The organism is Olivibacter domesticus, assembly GCF_900109575.1.
Classification (GTDB): Bacteria; Bacteroidota; Bacteroidia; order Sphingobacteriales; family Sphingobacteriaceae; genus Olivibacter; species Olivibacter domesticus.
This window is the reverse complement of record NZ_FOAF01000008.1, coordinates 131,925-155,094: the sequence shown is the minus strand read 5'-3', so window position 1 is coordinate 155,094 and position 23,170 is coordinate 131,925. Positions and strand designations below refer to the sequence as shown.

Below are 23,170 nucleotides of genomic sequence, written 5' to 3'. Positions count from 1 at the left end.
TGAAGTACCTATAGATTGAATGTGGATATATTGTGTTTCCAATAACATATTTAACAACGGTTATGATAGGAGGTAATAAGCATACCCCTGCGCGTGATTCTGTTTATTTGCTTAGCACAAGCTAATAAACACATAATATAGAGCTCATAATATTTTGATTTATAACTATTTTAAGGATTAAAAATCCATCGCCCTTGACCTCCCGAATATTATTTGGTCAGTCATATTTTTCAAAAACGTATTGTTTTCCTTTAAACAAAACACAATAAATCTGCATATATCCGTTTTATTTATAGAAGTATTTTAAAAACCATTAAAATAAAAAAGATGATGCGTATTCTAAAAAACAATATAACTGTAATGATTGCACTGTTATTTGCTGTTTCTATTGGAAGCAAAGCCCTGGCACAAGAAAATACGGGGCAACAGGTACCACTTAAAGAAGACTTTAAAAAGGAAGAATTACAGTCCTTTATTAAAGCGAATCAAAAGGTCGTAGAACTTCAGAAAGTCAGTGAAGAAAAGATGGTTAAAGTGATTCAGGAAGAAGGACTTACAGTGGAGCGTTTTAATCAGCTTGCAGCCTCACAACAAAATCCAGATAAAAAAGTGCAAGCAGAACCTAAAGAAATGGAAACGTTCAACGCAGCAGCACAGAAAATTACCGGAATTGGTAAAGAGGCAGACACACAAATGCAACAAAGCATCAAACAGGAAGGCATTGATGTAGAGACTTACCAACAGATTATATTGGCCTATCAGAAAAGCCCTAAAGTTAAACAACAGCTAGAAGCCTTGTTACCAAAAAAATAGCTATTATCTTATTTTAGAAGCAGTATATATCTTTGCATATATACTGCTTTTTTTGTATCATAGGTTGTTCATCCATCCTTTCATACCTAACTAACGAAGCATAGGAGGATGCAATTCTTCTACTGGCATATCAGTCGGAAGTTCAAAAAAGTTATGAGGAACCCGCAGCTGTCCAAAAGCAATCGCCCGAATTCCAAAACTACTCTTTTGTGTATTATTGTGACGCATTGCTTGCAGCAAGCCACCATACCAATCGCTTTGTAAAAATCCAAAATAATACCATGGGATTGTAGGTATATCTGCATTTAAAGAGAACCAAAATTCCTGGTCATCTCCACCCTTTTTTGGACGTGCTACCGCGACCTGACAGGATTTGCCTAATATTGTTTGTGAATGCTCCTTATACTCGTAATCAAAATCAGCAGGCCACAGGTATAAACTTTCCTCTTCCATTACCACTTCATCAGGTGAAACCATCGCACCCACAATTTTAGTAGCTCTTCCTCCGAAAATTACAAATTTTGTCATTGTTTCCCAGCATCCGAGCTCAGAGAGGGAATCTCCATGGAAAATTTTATATTTTGGTTTATCATTTAAGGCAGTGAAATACACATTTAAATAGCCATCATTCATTCGCTCCTTCTGCGCTTCGGTTGGTTTGACAGCTGGATCATCTGCAGTAAATAGATAGCGGTATTTAATGTGATAGACGTTTAACGAATCTTGCGCTTGCGTTTTAAAACACGGAAACAAAAATACAACACCTGTTATAAAGTAAGCTAAACACTCATTAATCTTATTCATATCCGTTTAATAACATCGGGCCTCTAACTGTCAAAAATATACTTGTTATAGCGCAAATAAAATAACGGTTTCTGGGGATTTTGAAATGAATAATGTTCCATCAACAAATTACCAGGCTAAAAACCTATTAACAATCGTTGATCTATGCTATCGAGCAAAAACGATTGCCAACTTTGCCTGTATTGCCAAGTCAAATGGGTATTAACTGGTAATATAATCTACAGAAATAACTCCTAAATTAGCATCTAGCTCGTATTTAAGCGGTATACCTGTAGGTATTTCTATCTCGCTAATCTGCTCCGGACTAAGCTTTTCTAAATACATTTTTAGCGCACGCAAGCTATTTCCATGTGCGACAACCAAGATATTCTTTCCTTTTTGCAAGAGCGGTGCAATCTCCTCTTTAAAATAAACAATAACCCTATCAGCGGTTTCTTTAAGACTTTCTCCTCCTGGTGGCGCAACATCATATGACCTTCTCCAGAGATGTACCTGCTGTTCGCCATATTTCAAAGCAGTTTGCGATTTGTTAAGCCCTTCGAGTTGCCCATAGGAGCGTTCATTTAGTGCACTACTAATGATAATAGAGATATCTTTCCGGTCACTTTCGTCCAAAATTATTGAAAGTGTATGTTGCGCTCGCTTGAGCGTGGATGTAAAAGCTTCCTCAAAAACCTCCGCCTTTAATAATTTACCTGCTAATTGAGCTTCTTCTTTACCCTTTTCAGTAATATCTACGTCTTTCCAACCAGTAAATCGATTTTCAAGATTCCATTGGGATTGCCCATGTCTTACGATGATTAAATATGCCATTACCTTTCCATTTGTTAAAAAGCGAAAGTTTACATTTTTATAAAGTTAGTTCATTCGGGTTAATAATAACAAAAAAACTTCCACACTACCGATGACACGGCTAGCCTTTCCACGGAAGAGACCATTGGCGCCGTTATTAATAATTCCCGTAATCTACGTTTTAATAAAAATATCTTCGTTTTTATGCTCCTTTAGAGACTATACCACTATAATTATGAAGAAGTCGTCATTATAACGATAGTATCTCATGTTGCAATTATCCTAAATTTTAAAAAAAATGCTAATTTGCCTTTTGTAACTCAACCGGTTTCCCTAAAGGCACATGCACAATTACAGTAAATATTCAGACGAGGCCTTATTTAAAATGGTTATAGATGGCACTCAACATGCTTATACCGAAATCTACAAGCGGTATAGTAATCTACTCCATAGCCACGCATTTTTTAAACTTCAAGACCGTGAAGAGGCAAAAGACGTGGTTCAGGAATTATTTGTAAATCTTTGGGACAAAAGACATCTCATACAGTTGGAAAGTAATCTTTCCGGTTACTTGTACCGAACACTGCGTAATAAAATACTAAATATCATCGCGCATAAAAAAGTGCAAGCGGCACACGAAGCATCATTACAACTTTTCTTAGATAGCAAGCCCGTTCCAACTGATTACCAAACTAGAGACAAGCAGCTTACCCTTCTTATTGAAAGCGAGATCCAGTCTTTACCAAAAAAAATGAAAGAAATCTTTATATTGAGCAGAAAAGACCATCTTAGCCACAAAGAAATTTCTGAAAAATTAAATATTTCCGAGAAAACAGTTAAAAACCAGGTCAACAATGCCTTGAAAATCCTTCGATCTAAGTTTGGCTTGCTGATTTTTTTGATTTATTACCTCAAATAATAAAAAAATATTTTTTTTCTGGGCCCTCCCCAATACTTAACTGTCTTTATATTAAATGCAACAGAAAACTCTGCAAAAAAATGAATGCGTCCGAACTTTTAAAGAAATACAGGGAAGGTAAATGTACGGCCGATGAACTGGCACTTTTGGAAACCTGGTATCTTGAAGAAGACATGGCGAAAAAAGAACAGTTGGGAGTGAAAGAAAGAGAAAAAGATATAGCTACAATACAACGTCATCTAAATGCGCATATTTCCATGCACAAATCTAAAAAGATTAAATGGTGGTACAGCGCTGCAGCGATTTTTTTGGTAGTATCAGGAAGTTATTGGTTGATTACGAATAAAAAGACATCTCCCAGTGTGGCTAAGCATACCATCAAGCAAACAGCTATAACAACCAACAAGGCCTATCTCACCCTAGCTAATGGAAAAAAAATAGCCTTAACCGACGAAGAAGAAGGGTTATTAACCACACAAGGCGGCGTTAAAATAAGCAAAACAGCAAACGGACAACTCATTTATGAAAATGATTCCTCTATGGATACGAGCAACAAAACATTAATCAATTCGCCAAACTACAACATTATCAGTACACCAAAAGGTGCCCAATTCGCGGTCAAGCTTCCCGATGGGACACAAGTATGGCTTAACGCCGCTTCCAATTTACGGTACCCTATACATTTTTCGGGTGACGAACGCCGTGTAGAACTTACGGGTGAGGCTTATTTTGACGTTGCGAAGTACCCTTCTATGCCTTTTAAAGTAATAACAGAAAGACAAGATGGATCACAATTTTTAGTAGAAGTAATTGGCACTCAATTCAACATCAATGCTTATGATGAGGAAGAGCTCATTAAAACAACCCTTGTAACTGGTCGCGTACAAACAAGTATTAGTGACCAAAAGAATAAAATCTCTTTGTCACCAGGCCAACAATTATTACTCAAAAACAAAAAGATGGATGTTATCACGGTAAACACCACTGATGAGATCGCTTGGAAAGAAGGGAATTTTGTCTTTAAGGATACAGATATCCAAGAAGTAATGCGTCAGCTTGCCCGTTGGTATGATCTCGTTATAAGTTATAAGGGATCATCACACAAGGAGACATTTACGGGCTATATTTCTAGAGACATCCCCCTAAAAGATGTACTAGCTATGTTAGAAAGAGGTGGTGGACTAACCTTTAAAGTAACAGGAAACAGAGTAGAAGTTACTATTTTAAAATGATCTCAATGATAAACAACTACGATACGAGCTAAAGAATAGCATGACCAAAAAAGCCGTTCAGGATTGCGCCCTGGAACGGCCTGTAAAGGTCTATCCATCATTATTTCTAAGGCAAGAAATGAACATGAATTTTTAACCTAACACGTAAAAGTATGCAATTGGCCTTACTTTACCAAACCCGTTATGCCTCAAGGCATACACGCATGGCCCTCCTTAAATGTAAGGGCAACTACCTAAATAGAGAAATTATAATACGTATGAAACTTACCGGATTTTTTGCTTTGCTGGTATTTATGCAACTAAGTGCTTCCAGTTTTTCACAAACAGTTACCCTATCCGCAAAAAGCGAACAATTACCGGTGGTGTTCAATCTAATAAGGGAACAAACGGGCTATAATTTTTTATATAACAACCGCCTGCTAAAGGGTGTGAAACCCGTTACACTCGCCGTGCAAGATAAACCGCTGGAAGAGGTTTTACAGACACTCTTTGCGAATCAGCCTTTGACCTATAGCATCATACAAAAAACTGTTGTGTTAACATCGAAAGGCCCTCAAACAACGACAGATATAAAGGCATCGATTTACCAACAACCTTTCGTAGGCACCGTAACCGATAGTTTAGGCAGACCGTTAGCAGGCGTAACAGTTAGAATAAAAGGCACGTCAGGAGGTGTTTCCACTAATGCTGAAGGGAAATTTACTTTTGACCACTTAACAGAAGGCACTACACTTGTTTTCAGCAGCGTAGGTTATCGTCAGAAAGAGGTACTGGTAGGAAAAGGTTCTCAACTACCTATCATATTATTAGAAGATTCAGCGCTTCTCGGTGAAGTAGTTATTAACATAGGATATAGCAGTGCCAAACGTTCGGATCTAACCAGCGCGGTAAGCGTGATCAGTACGGAGAAGCTGTTAGATGTAACCGCAAACAATATCGGCACGATGCTGCAGGGAAAAGTAGCAGGCTTACAGGTGGTAAACAGTTCTGGGGCACCGGGAGCAGCCCCCGAAATCAGGCTTCGTGGCGTCTCTTCTGTAAATGCATCTCAGCAGCCACTGATAGTGGTAGACGGCATTATTGGTGGCAATTATGATCCAAATGATGTAGAAAACATTACCGTTCTAAAAGATGCAGCAGCTACTGCACTCTATGGCTCACAGGCCAATGCAGGGGTATTGATCATTACCACAAAAAAAGGAACTGACCAAGGCATTCACCTTGAGGCCCGTGCCAGCGGAGGCTTCCGTACAGCAGACTTCGGTAAAATGGACATGATGAATGCTGCCGAACTCTATGAGTACCAGAAAGGTTTTTATCGCGACTATATCCCGGGAGCTGTAGACAATTCTTATAAAGTAGACCTATTAAAGTTTACGAATGAACGTCCATTAACATTGCGTAATCAAGATTATGATTGGGTAGGCGAATCCTTTGCTCCCGCCCCCCTATTTAATTTTTACGTGGCTGCACGTGGGCAAACGGAAAAGAACAACTACTATACCGCCTTGTCTTACTACAATGAAGAAGGGACTTTTCGAAACACTGGTTTCCAACGCATAAATATACGGGGGAATTCTACCTATACCTTTTCGAAAAAGGTAAGTGTCACTAACAACCTCAACTTAAGCGGTTCTTTAGGTAATAGTTATGATTATATGGACATGTATTATGCTTTCTTAAACATGCCTTGGGATAATCCTTATGATGCAGATGGACGTCCTTTATATGTAGATGGAAGTTCTCCCTTTAGGTGGTGGTCGAGGGATAAAATCAATCCAGTACACACTTTAGCAAATTCAGATCACCCATACAAGGGTCTTGACGTCAACTATGATTTTGTATTCAACTATCAGATTACACCTTGGTTAAAATTTGTAAGCAGTAATCGGGCTTCTGCTTCCTATAATAAAGCCACGAACTATTACTCCCCAGCCGTGGCCGGCACTTATCATAATTCAGGTTATCTAGATGAATTAAACACATTAAACTATGGCGGTATAAGTAATAACCTATTTCATTTTGATTTTAGCATGAAGGAACATCACCTAAGCGGTCTAGCGGGTGTGGCCGTTGAGGGTAGCAGGACTGAGCTTTCTGGCGGTGGTGGAAGAGGTTTACCAGAAGGTTTACGCGTATTAAGCGTTGTTTCTAATAATCAATTTCTAAATGGTAATTTTGACCGCTCTGTTATACAATCGCTTCTTACGCAGATAAATTACGATTATAGCAATAAATATTTCCTGAGTGCTTCCTATCGTATCGATGGATCATCAGCCTTTCCATCAGGCAACCAGTACGCATCCTTTCCAGCCATCTCCGCAGCTTGGCATCTCAATAGGGAAGATTTCTTAAAAGATGCCGACAATCTTGATTTATTGAAATTACGACTCAGCTACGGTGTTACCGGCACTCAGGACATTGGTGCATCACGTTTTCTGGGCCTCTATTCACTTACTTCACAATACAATCTAGCAACCGCAGCAGTGCCTTACCAATTAGCCAACCCCGGATTGACCTGGGAGAGCAAACATCAGTTAAACGCAGGTGTGGACATCGGGCTCTTTAAACGCTTTAATCTAACCTTAGATGCCTATCATAATATAACCAAAGATTTGCTTTTAGAAGTATCTCAACCGCTATCTGCTGGTTTTGAAGTACGTTGGGAAAATGCTGGACAGGTGGTCAATAAAGGGTTCGAAATTGGCCTTTCTTCCACTAATATCAAAGGAACTCAATTTTCATGGACGACCGATGCGAGTGTGAATTTCAATCAAAACCATCTGCAAAAACTCCCTGGAAATATTATCAAAACCGGTAATTGGGGTATCTCTCAGATCTACCGGAACGGTGGTAATCTTTATGAGTTTTACATGCCTAAATGGTTGGGTGTTAACAGCGAAACTGGGGCCCCACAATGGGAAAAGCTACTTACAGACGAATCAGGAGCAGTGGTGGCGGCCGAACCAACCAGTAGCTATGCGGAAGCGACCTTGCAAGAAATGGGCTCCGCATTACCGAGTTGGCAAGGTGGTTTTAATAATACTTTCCAATATGGTAATCTGGCTTTGCGCGTAAATACTGCTTTTTCTTTAGGGAATAAGGTATATAGCAATAACCTGCGCTTCGTCATGAACGATGGACATGAACCCTATTACAACCAAATTAATTTACCTAAGGGCAGTACTGTCTGGACGGCCCCAGGTGATAGCGCTACAAACCCCAGTCCGCAAAATTCAGCAAACTCCAATGAAACGTCCAGTAGATTTCTATTAAACGGTAATTATTTTGCCATTCGGAATGTAGCCCTATCGTACAATTTGCCAAATGCATGGGTAAAACGCATGAAAATAGCCGCCATAAATCTATCATTAACAGCAGATAACGTGTACACCTTTACAGATTTTTTAGGGCAAGACCCTCAAACCACTATTAGCCCTTCGAGCTTCGCTACACCAGGTGTATCAGACTTTAAATATCCAAACAACAGGCAGTTCCTGTTCAACATCAATTGTAGATTTTAATCCAGATGACCATGAACATTAAAATATATCTATTACTCTTTCTGTTCACAGCAAGCATTAGTGCTTGCGATATGACAGTGGAACCTAGTGACGCGATCACCACCGGTTCATTGATAAACACTCCAGATGGCTTGAAAAATGCATTAAACGGAGCTTATGCACTGTTTAAAGACCATGTTACTTTCAATGGGACACAAAACGACAATAACATGTATCTGAGGCAGTATTACCAGTTGGCCGATTTTGCCAGCGACGACATCGTTTGTGGACAAGTTACCGAAGATCCGCTGTTTTATAGTTTCACTCAAGATCATACTCCTACACAGGAAAACACACGTTATTATTGGTATATTTCATATAAAATCATCAATAATGTTAACACCATTATTAATGCTGTTGAACAATCGGCCGATTTAGATGCACCCACCCAGCAGCTGTTGGGCGAATGTTATTTCTTACGCGCATTAACTAATCTCAATCTGGTGCGCTTTTTTGCAAAACCTTACAGTATAGACCCCCAAGCGCCGGGTATTATCTTACGTACCGAACTTACCGAAGATACACGCAAGGCCCGATCAACGGTAGCCGAAGTTTATGATGCCATTATAACAGATGCTGAACATGGCGCTAGTCTTATGAATACGCCAAGGGGTGTAGAATATGCTTCTAAGGAAGCTGCCTGGGCCTTACTCTCCCGTATATACCTCTATCATGACCAGCCTGAAAAGTGCACAGAGAATGCAGATAAAGTTATTAACTCTGGTCGTTTTCAGCTCGAAACAACAGAGAGCTATCCTAATCTGTTTGCCAATGCCAAAAATGGCAAGGAGACAATTTTCTGTGTGGCGTTCAGTAATTTGGATAATTATGGAAAATTTGGTTCCATCGCTTCGATGATTTATTCGGATGGGAATTCAGGTTGGGGAGAAGAATTTGCATCAGCTTCTCTCCGCGCTCTTATGCAGCAACACCCTGAGGATGTCCGTTGGTCGTATATTGAAGCGTCCAAGGATGAGAGTGGTAACTTACGGAAGCTCAATGGTATTGAAATTTATTATATCCGGAAATTTTCTTTTCAAGATGGTGATCCTAATTTAAGCTCTCCCATTTTACTCCGCTTGGCAGAGGTATATCTTAACAAAGCTGAGGCGCAAGCTAAATTAGGACAAAATGAAGCCGCATTAAATGCGCTCGATGAGATACGGCAGAACCGCGGACTTGAAGGGGCACTGTATAATGGAAGACTTCCATCAGGTACAAGCATCTTAGATGCCGTACTGAACGAAAGAAGGTTGGAGCTGGCTTTTGAAGGTCATCGTAATTATGATCTTATTCGGAACAAAAGGGATGTAATACGGCCCTATTGGGGATATCACTTACGCGGACTGAAAGAAACCGATATCAACCCGGCAGCAATACCTAGTAACTATGCCAATCGAGATATACCTTGGAACAGCACGCGTACGATCTATTACCTGCCTGTTGATGAAGTGTTGAGTAACCCAGATGTCATACAAAACCCTTAAACCGATGAAAACGAGATATACAATACAAGTAGGCTGTTCGATTGGGCTAATCATTATGCTTTTCCAAGCCTGCAAAGATGATTTTAAATTGCCCGCCATTGATGTGCTATATGAATTGGAGGTAAGTGGTAATCAGGTTAAATTTAACAATAGCACGGTAGGTGGCTCCTCCTATCGCTGGGAATTCGGTGATGGAGAAACCTCCATAGAAGAAAATCCTACACACATCTACCCCGGAAAGGGCAAGTATGTAGCGACTCTCTACGTCACTGCCGGCAATGGAGAAATAGTGGAAGGATCAACCGTCATCCGAATTTCTAAATCTTCTCCGATAAAGATGGACGATAACAGCTTAGCCGATTGGGACACCATTACGGCTAATATTATCCAACCTGGTAATGCTGGTGGCATTATCGAGGAGATAAAATTGGATTATGACGGCAACTATATTTATCTTTATGGATCGCTGGCCACCAAAGTTGCCAATGAAGACATTTTTGACTTCTATATAGATAGCGATGATAATATCGCCACAGGCCTTCTCACCGGCACTTTTACCGAGGGGGCCTACGACATTTTATTGGAAGGGCCTATACTATCTGGCAACATGGACATTTTTTACCATACCGGCGAACAAAGTGATTTTTCCTTTGACACACAATCCATTTCGGAGGCTTATAGCCTAGGTACTGTAGCGGAAAATGCCAAAGGGGTACGTTTTGAAATGCGAATTGATAGAACAAAATTAAAAAACCTGACAGGCAAAGGCATGCGCTTAGGGATTAATGTGGTAAAAAATGATTGGTCGGCCTCCATTGGATTTGCCCCCGCAGAAGGTGACCCCGCATTTTACCTGAATATGGAAGACTAAATTATAAGCTTAATATTATGAACCGTCCATGTTTAAAATTTCATTTTCATCACACAGGGGAATGTAAATTTTAAATATGGTAAGCTCCATCTGACCGATGGATAAAATTATTTACAGATGAAAACCATTCCTTCAACAAGAGTACAATCATTAGATATTATGCGCGGGCTGATTATGCTGCTACTTGCCGCCGAAAGCTGTCACCTTTACGTATCGCTCGAAAAAGCAGTTCCGGGGAATTTATTGGTACAACAGTTCTTCCACCATCCTTGGCATGGACTGCGCTTTTGGGACCTTGTGCAACCTGCTTTTATGCTTATGGCGGGTTCGGCCCTCTATCTTTCTTATGCGAAAAACTTGCAAAGAGGAATCAGTTGGAGAAGTAATCTAAGGAAAATTTCCGGACGTTGCCTTAAATTGCTACTATGCGGTGTTACGCTACATTGCATATATGCAGGAGAATTGGTGTGGGAACTATGGAATGTGCTTTCGCAACTAGCGGTAACAATTATGCTCGCTTATCTTATTATCAATTTAAGTGCTACCAAGCAACTGCTCATCAGTTTTGCGCTGTTGTTGATAACAGAATTACTCTATCGATACAGCGCCATACCAGGTTTTGACCAAGCTTTTGTGGATGGTCATAATTTTGGAAATTACATGGATATGTTGCTGATGGGAAAAATAAATGGCGATGGTTGGGTAGCTATCAACGCCATCCCTACAGCGGCCCATACAATCTGGGGTGTATTGGCAGGAAAGTTATTGATGAGTTCAAAACCCTTAAAGGAAAAGCTATTTACGCTCTTTATTGCCGGTTCAATTGCTTTACTTTTAGGATTTTTACTGGATGGTTTCGGCATCACCCCCATTATTAAGCGTATCAGTACCAGTTCTTTTGTCTTGGCTTCGGGGGGGTGGATATTACTGCTTCTGTTAGGTATTTATTGGTTAACCGATATTAAGCAATATAACCGATATGGCTGGATCTTTACTGTTATGGGAATGAACGCCATTTTTATATACTTGTTCTTTGAAACTGTGGGGATGCAATGGCTCAATGAATGTGTCTACATATTTATTGGAAGCCCAGCAGCCGCACTAGGCATACCGCTAACATTGGCAGCAATACTGAACGCACTAGTCACGCTATTCATCGAATGGTGTTTATGCTATTGGCTTTATAAAAAGGGTATATTTTTTAAACTATAAATGAGTTGCCAAGTTTCATTACATAAAAATATAAGCCCCTTCAATGCAGTATATGAAGGGGCTTAAGTACGCACAATTTTAATTTAAAGGAAGATCCAATTGTCATATAACCTCATACAGTTTTAGTGCGTGCCATATACCATCTTCCTCCGTAGTAGTGGTAACATAATTAGCTACTTGTTTTACATTATTACCGGCATTGCCCATGGCAATACCAATACCTGCGGCTTGAAGCATTTGTATATCATTTCCACCGTCACCAAAGGCCATCGTTTCGGTCATCTCAATACCATAACGCGAAAGAAAGTGTTGCATTCCAATCTGCTTACTGATTCCTTTTGCATTTACATCTGTAAACACTGGGCACCAACGGCTAGATTCGCATTGCTTGAATACATTATTTACAATAAACTGCTCTTTCTCTTCGTCGATAAAAAGGTTAAGTTGCAGTACTTCTTTGGTTAATGCCTCAACAAAAGGCATAGCTAACGGTACCTGCAATTTAAGTAAATCAAAGATAGAAGACACATCCTCGGTAATATGACTAATAAAAGAGCCCTCTGTGGTCATCACTCCCACCGGAAAATTATCAGTGGTTTCTAAATGATCATGTAACAGGCGTATATCCCTATCATCGATTACATGCTTAAAAATTACTTCATCATCTTCTGCTATACAATAGCTTCCATTAAAAGTAATGAAGCTATCAAAACCATATGCTTTTAGAAATTTTGCATGCGCATAAGAGCGCCCCGTAGAAACAATGATCTGTATACCTTTATTCTTCAATAATTGCAAGGCCTCCAAGGTAGATGCAGGGATTTGTTTGCTCTTTAATCCCAATAATGTTCCATCAATATCAAAAAAAACAGCTTTAATTCTTTCCATGTACTATGCTCATGTGTCAAAAGTACACATACTTCGGCATTTTTACAATCGATTGATCATCACATAGTCCCATTTCTTAATTGCTGTTATTCGATTCTTTTGGTTTTTATATGATTTTATTTAATAGAGCGGCGTATTTACTGAATTTTTCTCGCTATTAGCAAACGTTTAGTAGTTTATTTTGTCATAATTATGTGCACTACAGGAATGTATATTGTCCGCGCTCTTCGTTATTCTCGCTTAATATTAACGATAATCTTTTCATTTAACCATTGTTCCAATTCTTCTTTAGAATAATAATAAAGATCTTTACCATAGTCAGTTGAATGATGATTGCGTAATTTACTTAGTTGGGAAGAAGTTGAAACTTCATAGTCATTCAATCGAAACCCTAAGGAATCGTGCTGTTGCTTGGTTAATAGATATAAAGTATAAGCCCCATTCTCTTGTTTAATACCATAAACATCACCTAGTTGAGGTTTAGCCAGAAAAGTTTCTGTTTGTTTAATCTCCGTTTGTATAGCTATGGCAATAAAAATGATTCCCACAACCAATAGAAGCAATCCGCTAAAATACTTAATTGAAGGCCTTGGCTTTTCACTTGATACCACACTTTTCAACTCAGTGGACATCTCACGACGGGAAAGCACCTGCCGACAATGTGCACAGCAGCTCGTTCCGTAAGTACGATAGGGAAACATGGGAATCCAAAAGACATGAAAATAACGAAGAAAATATTGAATAAAGACGCTATCTTCTGTACCACAATAATTGCAACGGTATGTAGGTGTTCCCTGCCCAACTGCATTCGTACGCGAACCAAAAATAATCATTTTCTAAAAATTAAATTTACCTTCGAACATACTTCCTACCAGTGGTATTGGACGTTCTACCTCGTTGGAAGCGGTAACGATACCTAACAAGATCAATACGAGTGAGATCAACGAAATAATATAGGATATTATCCCCAGAGAGGGTATAATAGCTAAAATCACTGCACTCAGTATACTGAGCACTAGCGACACAAGGAAAACGCCTAATGCCTGCCCTAAATGATATTTCACAAGACTACTTTTCTGAGTTGATTTCTTATAAGATAGATAGGCTACAATCCAGCCGATGATCGTAAGATAGGCAACAATTGCCATTGTTTTGTTGTTCATGATTATTGATTTAATTGACTTAATGATGAGATCAAAATTAAGTATGCTATTGAAATACTCCAATTAATGAGCGCCACAAGATGTCTACGTTAAACCCGTATCAGGAACTACAAAACGTCTACCAGCTAAAATATTTATTTAATCATAGCATGAAACTTATCACAAATTGGCGTTTCTTCGATATTCAATGGGACTTACACCATTAAGTTTTCGGAATTGCCAAACAAATAGCTTTTATTGGTAAAGTGGGTAGCAAAAGAAAGTGAGGATTACTACATAAAACCATAATTTTTTATAATATTGTAATTTTACGTTCAATATTTCCCATTATAACCAATATATGCTAGATACTTCTTTTTCAAAATCTCCTCGTATAGAGCTTGTAGATGCTTTGCGTGGCTTTGCCGTTATGGCAATCCTTTTACTTCACAATCTTGAACATTTTATTTTTCCTGTTTATCCAGATCGTGGATTCCAACCTCATTGGTTAAATGTTTTGGATGACGGTGTATTTAACGTCACATTTTCCCTTCTAGCAGGCAAATCCTATGCAATATTTGCCCTTTTATTTGGTTTTACTTTTCACATACAGTATACCAATCAGCAAGCGAAAGGGAAAGACTTTGGCTATCGTTTTCTCTGGCGCTTAGTGTTATTAGTTGGATTCGCAACATTAAATGCTGCATTTTTTCCTGCCGGAGATGTGTTATTATTATTTTCAATTGTAGGTATATTACTTTTTATTGTACGAAAATGGAGTAGCAACACCATATTAACCACTGCAATCATCTTGTTACTGCAACCTATCGAATGGTTTCATTTCATAGCTAGTATTTTCGATACTACTTATCAATTACCTGACTTAGGGGTAGGCACGATGTATAAAGAAGTGGGAGCATATACGAAAGAAGGAAATTTCATAAAGTTCATTTTAGGAAATATTACCCTTGGCCAAAAAGCCAGCTTATTATGGGCTGTCGGAGCAGGTAGGTTTTTGCAAACAGCAGGACTTTTTCTAATTGGTTACCTAATAGGACGAAAACAACTCTTCATTTCAACAGAAGCAAATCTCAGGTTTTGGGTAAAAACACTGATCATTTCGGCCATTGCGTTTGCACCTCTTTACGAATTAAAGGTTTTACTTTTGGGTAATGAGACGCCCCTAATAAGCAAAACCGTTGGAGTCGTTTTGGATATGTGGCAGAAATTTGCTTTTACATTTGTGCTGGTGGCTTCCTTTTTTATACTATATCAGAAAGAATCATTTAAAAACTTTACGTCTAACCTACGATTTTATGGCAAAATGAGTTTAACAAACTATATAACACAATCTGTAGGGGGCGCTTTTATTTATTTTCCTTTTGGACTTTATTTGGCTCCCTATTGTGGTTATACACTCAGCCTCCTTATTGGTTTTGCCTTCTTTCTTTTACAGGTACAGTTTTGTAAATGGTGGTTAAAATCACATAAACAGGGGCCGCTTGAAAATCTTTGGCATAAACTTACCTGGATTTATAAAGGTTGAATTGCTAGTCATTTCCCGGTCTGTTCATTAATTGCTAATACAGATAAAGCAGCCCTGTAATCCCATGAACAATGAGCTTTTTAACAAAATACTTTTGAGCCTTTCAACAAAACTCACAGGACGAATGTAAGCTAACTTTGCTTTATAAATTAAGAAAACAATGGTAAAGATTTGGTTTATTACAGGAAGCTCCCGAGGACTTGGAAGGAGTCTTACAGAAGCAGTTTTAGCAAATAACGATTATGTAGTGGCGACAACGCGCAATCCAGCGCAGTTAGCCGATTTAGTATCAAAACACCCAGATAAAATTCTCCCTGTTACCCTAGATGTAACGAATAAAGGAGAAATAATTAGGGCAGTTGATCTCGCCATAAAGCAATTTGGCCGTATAGATGTGTTGGTAAACAATGCTGGTTTTGGCATTACCGGAGCTACCGAAGCGTTTACCGACGAGCAGGTGCGTAGCCAACTCGAAACGAACCTCTATGCACCGATAGCGATCACACGTGCAGTACTTCCTTACATGCGTAAACAGCGCCATGGACGAATTCTTCAGATAAGTTCTATCGGGGGGCGCGTCGGTAGCCTTGGTCTTACTATATACCAAGCTGCAAAATTTGGATTGGGTGGTTTTACGGAAGCGTTGACGGCTGAAGTTGCTCCACTCGGAATCAAAGTAACAGCAGTAGAACCTGGTGGATTTCGCACGGATTGGGCAGGCACTTCTATGACCTATGCTCCACGTGTGGAAGGTTATGAAACGACCGTTGACAAGCGAATCGATTTCTTTGCAAACGGTAGTTTCGTGCCAACCGGGGACCCTGCTAAGGCTGCAAAGATTATGATTGATCTCGTAGAGCACCCCGTTCCCCCGGTGCACCTAGTGCTTGGAAGTGATGCCGCAGGTATTTTAAAAGTTGCAGATGAAAGAAGAAAAACAGAATTTGAAGCATGGATGCCTATTACGCTATCCAGTGATCATGACGATGCAATAAACTTCTTAGAAACGGAGCAAGGAAAGACTATATTGAATAAAGGATAATGAATAAGAAGTTATATAAACATTCGGAGTCTGAAAACGGCGCCGAACCTACAGTATTCAAAATAAAATTATTACTGGCTATATAGATTTTTCGTCCTATGCTGGTTTTAAAATATAAAGTAATTACCTAGCTTTATAACAGTGTAAAATGAAAATTAATTCACATCAAAACCAGTTCGGTTTATAAAAAGGCTATGGTAGAAAAAAAAGTCTTGTCAAAAATTGTGTACTCCTGTTATTTTAATGTGAGTCGGGAAGGCGAACAGTTCGTTCCCGAACACATTTTCAGTTATCAATTAGCAGGCTTGCTGCGTATAAATGTTAACAACAAGGAATACATATTCAAGGAAGGAGATTTTCGTTTTAGTAGAAGGAATCAACTTGCTAAGTTTACAAAACAACCACCCGAGGGTGGAGAATTTAAATCAATTTCTGTTCGGCTCGATCAAGAAACACTTCGTGAATTGAGTAGAGAATATGGTTACTCAGCGGGCAAAAGGCAAGGCGACGAACCAATTATAGAACTTAAAACTGACCCCTTATATAAAAGTTATATGGATTCGGTTTTACCCTATTTAAAATTACCGCAAGAGCAAAATGAACACTTGTTATCACTTAAAGTGCGAGAAGCTGTGATGATTCTTTTACGAACGAACCCAATGTTAAACGATATACTTTTTGATTTTGCAGAGCCAGGTAAAATTGATCTAGAGGAATTCATGTTAAAAAATTTTCACTTTAATGTAAGTCTTAATCGTTTTGCTTATATGAGTGGTAGAAGTTTAGCTACGTTTAAACGAGATTTTGAAAAAATATTTCACCTCTCGCCAAGTCGCTGGTTGCTACAAAAGAGGTTACAGGAAGCCTATTATCAAATAAAAAAACAGGGAAAGAAACCTACTGATATTTACCTGGAATTAGGTTTTGAAGATCTTTCTCATTTTTCCTTTGCCTTTAAAAATGCATTCGGTCTAGCGCCTACGAAGATCTAGGTTGCGCAGCATTTATGCTAAAAATGTTTTTATGCTAAAAATGTTTTCCGTTTTTTAGGGATTCCCCTACTCTTTTAATAAAAAAATAATTAGCCGATCCGCCAATCACCGCTCCTACTACAGGAACCAATCGTCTCGCCGCCTTTGCTCCCATATTGACCATCAACTTCTGCGCCACCTCATCCATCGCTGTTTTTGTAACAGTTATACCAACATCTCCTTTCATCGACCTGGTTAACAGTTTAAAAAACTCCTCAAAATCAACATGGTAATTACCCGTTTTATAATAAGTAACTGCCAGCGTAACACGAAACTGTTGTGTAATCAGGTTAATCATATCCAAAGGTACCCCTACTGCCATTGTCGCTGCTCCTCCTGCGCCAGTGATGACACCAGAACCCGCTGCGAGCAGTGCACATTGATTTATAAACTTATCCAAGCCTAATTGATCAACGCCCCGCTTTATTCCCAGTTGATTGATCCTATCAAAAATTTGTCTAAAACTACCCACTGAGGCTTTATTAAACCCCTCTTTAAATTTTAATTTAGCTACTTTCAGATTAATATCTGATAAATTAACTTTTCGCATTTTATGAACGTAATCTGATAAACAACATACCTAAAACAAAGTTTGCGCCAATTTTTATATCTTTTGCGTAATTTGAATAACAATTGATAAAACGTCAACAGACAAATTTCCATAAATTTTTATGTATGTTTGGAATGTATTGGATCTAAATGACTATCTCTATAAACCAACTAATAAATGAATAATACCGTACAATGCTTCATTGTGGCCTTTTTAATGGGGGCAATCTTTATTTCCTGCAATCAACAGAAACCCGATTCAAACACACAATCAGGATTGAATAGACAAGACTTTCAAACCCTTGTTAATGGTGATTCCACCGATTTATTTACCATTTTTAACGCAAAGGGAATGCAAGTGAGCATTACCAATTATGGGGGTCGTATTGTGTCGTTACTGGTACCAGATAAAAGTGATCAGCTATTGGATGTTGTGCTGGGATTTGACCATATTGATGATTATGTTGCTATGCCTTCTTCCTTCGGAGCAACAATGGGACGTGTGACGAACCGCATTGGTTATGGCCAGTTTGTGCTCGATGGTGACACAATAAAGTTAGACAAAAACAATGGCCTACATACCATCCATGGAGGAGGTAGTGGTTGGAGACAGCAGGTTTTTGATGCAATACAACCCAACGATAGTACCTTAATACTTTCTTATTTATCTCCTGATGGGGAAGCTGGTTTTCCGGGAAATGTAAATGTGACAGTGAAGTATACGGTTACCGCAACGAATGCCTTGGTTATTGATTATGCTGCTCAAACAGATAAAAAGACAGTAATAAACATGACTAACCATAGTTTTTTCAACCTCTCTGGCAATCCTGAAAACTCAATATTAGATAATATTCTATATGTTAATGCCAATCATTTCACGCCTATAGATACATCCTTGATTACGACTGGAGAAATTTTACCAGTTGCTGGAACACCTTTTGACTTTAATAAACCGCTGCCTATTAAGGAAGCCATTACTCGTGACAGTACAAATGAGCAGCTACAGCTTGTTGGTGGATTAGATCATAATTGGGTGTTAAACACCGCTGGTAATCCAGCTATCTTGGCTGCAAAACTATATGCTCCTTCCAGTGGTATCGCCCTTGAAGTATATACCAATGAACCCGGTATTCAAGTTTATACGGGCAATATGTTAGATGGATCTCAAAGCGGCAAAGGGGGTCATCCTTTTAATAAACAAACGGCCGTTTGTTTAGAAACGCAGCATTTTCCTGATGCGCCGAATAAACCTGAATGGCCATCAATAGTGCTAACCCCAGACGCGGTGTATCATAGTACCTGTATTTATCAATTTACTGCAACACAGCAATAAAGATCAAGGTAAGATATTATTACAGATAAAGAGTGGTTACTCCTCCGTGAAAATTGACTAAATATTTTATAAAGTCGTCATGCCCCAACGTTTTACCTTATCTTTGACACCTGATCCAGTTCATGTATATGATAAAACAAGCGCTTCAAAATTTAAAAATCAATGCTCTAAACGAAATGCAGCAGGCGGCTATCAGTGCTGCTGAAGAAAGAGACATTATACTACTTTCGCCGACCGGTTCGGGCAAAACATTAGGTTTTTTATTACCCCTATTACGTTTATTGGATCCAAGTATATCAACCGTTCAAGCAATGATAATAGTTCCTTCAAGGGAGCTGGCTTTACAAATTGAGCAGGTATTCAAAAGTATTGGCAGTAGTTTTAAAGTAAATTGTTGCTACGGTGGTCATGCTATTAAAATTGAGATCAATAACCTTTCACAACCACCTGCTGTTTTAATCGGCACACCTGGACGCATTACACATCATCTACGCCGCAAAACTTTTAATACCGATACTGTTAACACTTTAATACTTGACGAATTTGACAAGGCGTTGGAATTTGGCTTCCAAGAAGATATTGCGTACATTATTAAGCAATTACCCGCTATCAAAAAGCGTATACTCACTTCCGCTACTAAAATGAATGAAATACCTGCCTTCACCGGTATATCTAGGCCAATAATGCTAGACTATTCGGCGAATGCAGCATCGGCACCCGATCTTAAGCAAAAAGTAGTAATAACAGAGGCAGCCGATAAGTTGGACGCATTGTTTGCACTCATCTGCAAAATAGGTAACAAGCCTACCCTAGTTTTTTGTAATCATAGAGAAGCTGTTGATCGCATAAGTGATTTATTGTGGGAAAAGGGTTTGCCAAATGGCATCTTTCATGGGGGTATGGAGCAGGACGACCGTGAACGTGCATTATTAAAGTTTAGAAATGGCAGCTATAGGATCTTGATCACTACTGACCTAGCTTCTCGTGGCTTAGATATTCCTGAAATTGAGTATGTAGTGCATTACCAGCTCCCACCTAATGAAGAGGCTTTTTTACATCGTAACGGACGAACCGCTAGGATGCATGCTAAAGGTACTTCTTACTTATTTTTAAGTCCGAGTGAAAAGCCAGGTTATTTAGATGAGCTGCCCGAAAAAGAAGAGCTGCTAGCACAACCCACCATACCTGCCCCCTCTCCTTGGGCCACTCTTTATATTGCAGCGGGAAAAAAAGAAAAAATAAACAAGGTGGATATTGTTGGGTTATTGCTAAAAAAAGGGGACCTTGAAAAAGGGGACCTTGGACTAATAGAGGTGTTAGACCACCAATCATTTGCAGGTATCAAACGTGATCAAATCGAACGTGTGGTACAATTGGTTAAAAATGAAAAAATTAAAGGCAAGAAAATAAAAATTGAAATTTCCCGGTAATAAAAATACAATACCATGAGCAATAATGATATAATGAAAAAGCTTCGGGTAGCTTTAAAGTTTACAGATGACGATATTATCAAGGTGCTAGATCTAGTGGACTTCAGAATAAGCAAAACAGAGCTAAGTGCGATCTTTAGAAAAGAAGATCATCCAAATTTCAAACCCTGTGGAGATCAAATACTTCGTAATTTTTTAAACGGATTGATCATTTACAAACGTGGCCCAAAATCCAGCTAAATTTATAATGCTCCTTCATACCAATACGAAGCTATTCGCCATGTTTAACAACTCCCTTTGGGAACTTATCGGCAATAAGGTTCAAATTAATACCATGTTCCAAAAAAGCTTTCAGTCCATCTAACACAGTAGTAAAACCTCCTGTTGAATCTTTGATAATGGCCAAAAGCTCATGATCTTTCTGAATGAAACCATAATGTTGGATAACAACGTAAGTAGATCCTTCAGACAATGACTCAAAATTAAAGTCAACAGACGTTGCAGGTTCATCCCACGCTATAGCTATTTTCCTATTTTGTAAAACTTCTTTAACAACAACTTTCGTTGAAACATTATACATTTCCCACTCCCACATGATAGTTTTACCTGTTTCCAACTTTCCACTTCCTTTAGTAAACCAAAAATGCTTGGTTAGCTCGGGATCGATGAATGCTTCAAAAACTTCTGCAACAGGCTTTCTAATAAGCATCTGCGCTTCTACAAATTCTGCATTTTTGTTTTCCATTTTTCGGTTTTTACATTTATTATTGGTATACAATTCCTTTATCCCTAAACACTAACTATTTAAGGATTCAAACAGTTAATGAAACCATTTGGTTACAAATATAATTCTAACTTACCGTTTTCACAAATTTATTTTAATTTTCAAAACCATACACTATACCAAATGGGAAACTAAATTCGATAAAAGGATAAAATGTTTTACTTTTAATCGATTATTATCGCCAACTGGCAATAATATGCTAGCATGAGTTAAAACGGTATAAATAATGCATAAAGATGTTCCAAAGAGGTTCGATAGAATAGTAGCGATTTTCATTCAATTGCAATCAAAACGAATTGTTAAAGCACAAGAATTAGCGGATCGTTTTGAAGTGAGTCTACGCACGATCTATAGAGATATCAAAACACTTGAATCATCTGGCGTTCCTATCTACGGTGAGGCTGGTATTGGGTACTCATTAATAGAAGGCTATCGTTTACCTCCGATGACCTTGACACAAGAAGAGGCAACCAGTTTGGTGGCAGCAGAAAAATTGATGCAAAAATTTACCGATAAAATAATTCAACAGCATTTTTCTTCGGCCATGTACAAACTAAGAGCAGTGCTGAAGGCTAATGATAAAGATTGGGTCTCGAGTATTGAATCTCAGGTTGTAATGCAGCCCATACAAATGAAATTCAATGAAAGCGTACCGAATGCGTTAGCTACCTTGTTCGAAAGTATCGCACGTAAAACGCAGGTGCAACTTTTATATCAAGCAATAGAAGCAAATAAACCGACTGAAAGAGCAATAGAACCTGTTGGTGTTTTCCATCAGGATAATTTTTGGTACGTAATTGGCTACTGCCATTTAAGGAAAGACTATCGACAATTTAGAACCGATAGGATCGGAGAAATCCAGCACACTGATCAACCATTTAAATTAGTTCACCAGCCACTCGATTTTTATTTGCAAGTTCAAAAACAAAAGCCAACAACAAAAGTTAAAATATTAGTAAATCATGCCATTGCAAGGTACTTAAAGTGGGAGCGTAATTATTATGGTTTTATTAAGGAAGAGATAATCGATGACCATGTTATGCTGACCTTTGAGGTGCGTGATTTGCGAGACGGATTTGCACGCTGGTTTATGATGTTTGGTGATAGCGCAAAGATTCTAGAGCCTCCGCAACTCAAAGAACGCATACAGGAACTGCTAACGTTAAGTATAGAAAATACAAAAGTGTGATAGTCCGATGGTTTAAACCATCGGACTATTGATTAGCGTTCCCAAAACATAGGTGGTTCAATACCTAAAGCCCGCAGGTATACAAAACCCTGTCCCCTATGATGAATTTCATTATCTATAAAATAAAAAATATTCTCTATAATAGGAAATTCATACTGTCCAAAGAGATTGAACGTTTCTGAGAATCTTTCCAATGGAATTTGATTAAAGTAGGTTTTAATCACATCAGTTTGTTCATCCCATTTCTGAAGAATTTGTTCTTTTGTTGTCAATGCCGAACCACTTTCATCATAGGGTGTAGCTTCATTGCTCACAATCGATTTCAGTGCGGGACCACCAATAGACAATAACTCTATAGATAACGCGGCAAAGGGGCGCATACCGCCAATAGAAAATTCAAATAAATCTTTTTCCGGAAACGCTTCAATAACACGACGGGTTAAATTGCGATGTCCCAACCAATGTCTTAATAGGTCTTCCTGACTGATTACTTGTGGTGATGTTGTTGTGTTCATAATGTTAATTATTTGAATATTTATCCAA

Annotated in this window: 22 protein-coding genes; 14 read left to right on the top strand and 8 right to left on the bottom strand. The window is 38.6% G+C overall.

What is annotated here, in order from left to right:
- Positions 1-327: 327 nt before the first annotated feature.
- On the top strand, positions 328-813 hold the full coding sequence (locus BMY50_RS22055) for a DUF4168 domain-containing protein (protein WP_093329200.1): 486 nt from the start codon (positions 328-330) through the stop codon (positions 811-813).
- A gap of 90 nt (positions 814-903) precedes the next feature.
- On the opposite strand, the gene BMY50_RS22050 is transcribed toward BMY50_RS22055, so the two are convergent.
- Both BMY50_RS22050 and BMY50_RS22045 read right to left on the bottom strand, forming a co-directional pair.
- Entirely contained in the window at positions 904-1,617 is a 714-nt protein-coding gene (locus tag BMY50_RS22050; protein WP_093329198.1) for a hypothetical protein, read from the bottom strand.
- Between the two features lie 201 nt (positions 1,618-1,818).
- A complete protein-coding gene (locus tag BMY50_RS22045) occupies positions 1,819-2,430 on the bottom strand; it encodes a 2,3-bisphosphoglycerate-dependent phosphoglycerate mutase (RefSeq protein ID WP_093329195.1) in 612 nt (203 codons plus the stop codon).
- A 322-nt stretch (positions 2,431-2,752) separates the two neighbouring features.
- On the opposite strand from BMY50_RS22045, the gene BMY50_RS22040 reads away from it, so the two are divergent.
- From BMY50_RS22040 to BMY50_RS22015, 6 genes are all read left to right on the top strand, one after another.
- The gene (locus BMY50_RS22040) at positions 2,753-3,328 is read left to right on the top strand and encodes an RNA polymerase sigma factor (protein ID WP_093329193.1); all 576 of its coding nucleotides are present in this window, start codon (positions 2,753-2,755) and stop codon (positions 3,326-3,328) included.
- Between the two features lie 80 nt (positions 3,329-3,408).
- On the top strand, positions 3,409-4,560 hold the full coding sequence (locus BMY50_RS22035) for a FecR family protein (RefSeq protein ID WP_093329190.1): 1,152 nt from the start codon (positions 3,409-3,411) through the stop codon (positions 4,558-4,560).
- 152 nt (positions 4,561-4,712) lie between these two features.
- Positions 4,713-8,084 (top strand): SusC/RagA family TonB-linked outer membrane protein, encoded by a 3,372-nt coding sequence (locus tag BMY50_RS22030; protein WP_238383853.1) that lies wholly within the window; start codon positions 4,713-4,715, stop codon positions 8,082-8,084.
- 11 nt (positions 8,085-8,095) lie between these two features.
- Positions 8,096-9,610 (top strand): RagB/SusD family nutrient uptake outer membrane protein, encoded by a 1,515-nt coding sequence (locus tag BMY50_RS22025; protein WP_093329380.1) that lies wholly within the window; start codon positions 8,096-8,098, stop codon positions 9,608-9,610.
- A gap of 4 nt (positions 9,611-9,614) precedes the next feature.
- Positions 9,615-10,481, top strand: coding sequence for a PKD domain-containing protein (locus tag BMY50_RS28625; RefSeq protein WP_162276650.1), 867 nt, complete (start codon positions 9,615-9,617; stop codon positions 10,479-10,481).
- Positions 10,482-10,598: 117 nt separating this feature from the next.
- Positions 10,599-11,693, top strand: coding sequence for an acyltransferase family protein (locus BMY50_RS22015; protein WP_093329184.1), 1,095 nt, complete (start codon positions 10,599-10,601; stop codon positions 11,691-11,693).
- A gap of 102 nt (positions 11,694-11,795) precedes the next feature.
- On the opposite strand, the gene BMY50_RS22010 is transcribed toward BMY50_RS22015, so the two are convergent.
- The 3 genes from BMY50_RS22010 to BMY50_RS22000 all read right to left on the bottom strand — a co-directional run bounded on the left by BMY50_RS22010 (position 11,796) and on the right by BMY50_RS22000 (position 13,744).
- Entirely contained in the window at positions 11,796-12,581 is a 786-nt protein-coding gene (locus BMY50_RS22010) for a Cof-type HAD-IIB family hydrolase (protein WP_093329182.1), read from the bottom strand.
- Positions 12,582-12,811: 230 nt separating this feature from the next.
- Positions 12,812-13,414, bottom strand: a complete 603-nt coding sequence (locus BMY50_RS22005; RefSeq protein WP_093329180.1) for a hypothetical protein — start codon at positions 13,412-13,414, stop codon at positions 12,812-12,814.
- Between the two features lie 3 nt (positions 13,415-13,417).
- On the bottom strand, positions 13,418-13,744 hold the full coding sequence (locus BMY50_RS22000) for an import component protein (RefSeq protein ID WP_093329178.1): 327 nt from the start codon (positions 13,742-13,744) through the stop codon (positions 13,418-13,420).
- A gap of 340 nt (positions 13,745-14,084) precedes the next feature.
- Between BMY50_RS22000 and BMY50_RS21995 the strand changes: the two genes are divergently transcribed.
- The 3 genes from BMY50_RS21995 to BMY50_RS21985 all read left to right on the top strand — a co-directional run bounded on the left by BMY50_RS21995 (position 14,085) and on the right by BMY50_RS21985 (position 17,303).
- Positions 14,085-15,269: a DUF418 domain-containing protein gene (locus BMY50_RS21995; protein WP_093329176.1), complete on the top strand. Its 1,185-nt coding sequence runs from the start codon at positions 14,085-14,087 to the stop codon at positions 15,267-15,269.
- 160 nt (positions 15,270-15,429) lie between these two features.
- Complete coding sequence (locus tag BMY50_RS21990; RefSeq protein ID WP_093329174.1) at positions 15,430-16,311, top strand: oxidoreductase; 882 nt, start codon at positions 15,430-15,432, stop codon at positions 16,309-16,311.
- 194 nt (positions 16,312-16,505) lie between these two features.
- Positions 16,506-17,303, top strand: a complete 798-nt coding sequence (locus BMY50_RS21985; RefSeq protein WP_093329172.1) for a helix-turn-helix domain-containing protein — start codon at positions 16,506-16,508, stop codon at positions 17,301-17,303.
- A 34-nt stretch (positions 17,304-17,337) separates the two neighbouring features.
- Here BMY50_RS21985 and BMY50_RS21980 read toward each other — a convergent pair whose 3' ends face one another.
- On the bottom strand, positions 17,338-17,892 hold the full coding sequence (locus tag BMY50_RS21980; RefSeq protein ID WP_093329170.1) for an EcsC family protein: 555 nt from the start codon (positions 17,890-17,892) through the stop codon (positions 17,338-17,340).
- Positions 17,893-18,069: 177 nt separating this feature from the next.
- Between BMY50_RS21980 and BMY50_RS21975 the strand changes: the two genes are divergently transcribed.
- The 3 genes from BMY50_RS21975 (at position 18,070) to BMY50_RS21965 (ending at position 20,894) form a co-directional block, all read left to right on the top strand.
- Positions 18,070-19,224, top strand: coding sequence for an aldose epimerase family protein (locus BMY50_RS21975; RefSeq protein ID WP_093329167.1), 1,155 nt, complete (start codon positions 18,070-18,072; stop codon positions 19,222-19,224).
- Between the two features lie 128 nt (positions 19,225-19,352).
- A complete protein-coding gene (locus tag BMY50_RS21970) occupies positions 19,353-20,654 on the top strand; it encodes a DEAD/DEAH box helicase (RefSeq protein WP_093329378.1) in 1,302 nt (433 codons plus the stop codon).
- Between the two features lie 15 nt (positions 20,655-20,669).
- Positions 20,670-20,894: a DUF1456 family protein gene (locus BMY50_RS21965; RefSeq protein WP_093329164.1), complete on the top strand. Its 225-nt coding sequence runs from the start codon at positions 20,670-20,672 to the stop codon at positions 20,892-20,894.
- 31 nt (positions 20,895-20,925) lie between these two features.
- Here the strand turns inward: BMY50_RS21965 and BMY50_RS21960 are convergent, their stop codons facing one another.
- The gene (locus BMY50_RS21960) at positions 20,926-21,399 is read right to left on the bottom strand and encodes an SRPBCC family protein (RefSeq protein ID WP_093329161.1); all 474 of its coding nucleotides are present in this window, start codon (positions 21,397-21,399) and stop codon (positions 20,926-20,928) included.
- 265 nt (positions 21,400-21,664) lie between these two features.
- Between BMY50_RS21960 and BMY50_RS21955 the strand changes: the two genes are divergently transcribed.
- Complete coding sequence (locus BMY50_RS21955; protein WP_093329158.1) at positions 21,665-22,627, top strand: helix-turn-helix transcriptional regulator; 963 nt, start codon at positions 21,665-21,667, stop codon at positions 22,625-22,627.
- 32 nt (positions 22,628-22,659) lie between these two features.
- Here the strand turns inward: BMY50_RS21955 and BMY50_RS21950 are convergent, their stop codons facing one another.
- Positions 22,660-23,142 (bottom strand): DinB family protein, encoded by a 483-nt coding sequence (locus BMY50_RS21950; RefSeq protein ID WP_093329155.1) that lies wholly within the window; start codon positions 23,140-23,142, stop codon positions 22,660-22,662.
- Positions 23,143-23,170: the final 28 nt, after the last annotated feature.

Bases quoted from the DNA above. Each gene is read 5' to 3' on its own strand.
- BMY50_RS22055 (WP_093329200.1), top strand. From the start codon at position 328: ATGATGCGTATTCTAAAAAACAATATAACTGTAATGATTGCACTGTTA.
- BMY50_RS22050 (WP_093329198.1), bottom strand. From the start codon at position 1,617: ATGAATAAGATTAATGAGTGTTTAGCTTACTTTATAACAGGTGTTGTA.
- BMY50_RS22045 (WP_093329195.1), bottom strand. From the start codon at position 2,430: ATGGCATATTTAATCATCGTAAGACATGGGCAATCCCAATGGAATCTT.
- BMY50_RS22040 (WP_093329193.1), top strand. From the start codon at position 2,753: ATGCACAATTACAGTAAATATTCAGACGAGGCCTTATTTAAAATGGTT.
- BMY50_RS22035 (WP_093329190.1), top strand. From the start codon at position 3,409: ATGAATGCGTCCGAACTTTTAAAGAAATACAGGGAAGGTAAATGTACG.
- BMY50_RS22030 (WP_238383853.1), top strand. From the start codon at position 4,713: ATGCAATTGGCCTTACTTTACCAAACCCGTTATGCCTCAAGGCATACA.
- BMY50_RS22025 (WP_093329380.1), top strand. From the start codon at position 8,096: ATGAACATTAAAATATATCTATTACTCTTTCTGTTCACAGCAAGCATT.
- BMY50_RS28625 (WP_162276650.1), top strand. From the start codon at position 9,615: ATGAAAACGAGATATACAATACAAGTAGGCTGTTCGATTGGGCTAATC.
- BMY50_RS22015 (WP_093329184.1), top strand. From the start codon at position 10,599: ATGAAAACCATTCCTTCAACAAGAGTACAATCATTAGATATTATGCGC.
- BMY50_RS22010 (WP_093329182.1), bottom strand. From the start codon at position 12,581: ATGGAAAGAATTAAAGCTGTTTTTTTTGATATTGATGGAACATTATTG.
- BMY50_RS22005 (WP_093329180.1), bottom strand. From the start codon at position 13,414: ATGATTATTTTTGGTTCGCGTACGAATGCAGTTGGGCAGGGAACACCT.
- BMY50_RS22000 (WP_093329178.1), bottom strand. From the start codon at position 13,744: ATGAACAACAAAACAATGGCAATTGTTGCCTATCTTACGATCATCGGC.
- BMY50_RS21995 (WP_093329176.1), top strand. From the start codon at position 14,085: ATGCTAGATACTTCTTTTTCAAAATCTCCTCGTATAGAGCTTGTAGAT.
- BMY50_RS21990 (WP_093329174.1), top strand. From the start codon at position 15,430: ATGGTAAAGATTTGGTTTATTACAGGAAGCTCCCGAGGACTTGGAAGG.
- BMY50_RS21985 (WP_093329172.1), top strand. From the start codon at position 16,506: ATGGTAGAAAAAAAAGTCTTGTCAAAAATTGTGTACTCCTGTTATTTT.
- BMY50_RS21980 (WP_093329170.1), bottom strand. From the start codon at position 17,892: ATGCGAAAAGTTAATTTATCAGATATTAATCTGAAAGTAGCTAAATTA.
- BMY50_RS21975 (WP_093329167.1), top strand. From the start codon at position 18,070: ATGAATAATACCGTACAATGCTTCATTGTGGCCTTTTTAATGGGGGCA.
- BMY50_RS21970 (WP_093329378.1), top strand. From the start codon at position 19,353: ATGATAAAACAAGCGCTTCAAAATTTAAAAATCAATGCTCTAAACGAA.
- BMY50_RS21965 (WP_093329164.1), top strand. From the start codon at position 20,670: ATGAGCAATAATGATATAATGAAAAAGCTTCGGGTAGCTTTAAAGTTT.
- BMY50_RS21960 (WP_093329161.1), bottom strand. From the start codon at position 21,399: ATGGAAAACAAAAATGCAGAATTTGTAGAAGCGCAGATGCTTATTAGA.
- BMY50_RS21955 (WP_093329158.1), top strand. From the start codon at position 21,665: ATGCATAAAGATGTTCCAAAGAGGTTCGATAGAATAGTAGCGATTTTC.
- BMY50_RS21950 (WP_093329155.1), bottom strand. From the start codon at position 23,142: ATGAACACAACAACATCACCACAAGTAATCAGTCAGGAAGACCTATTA.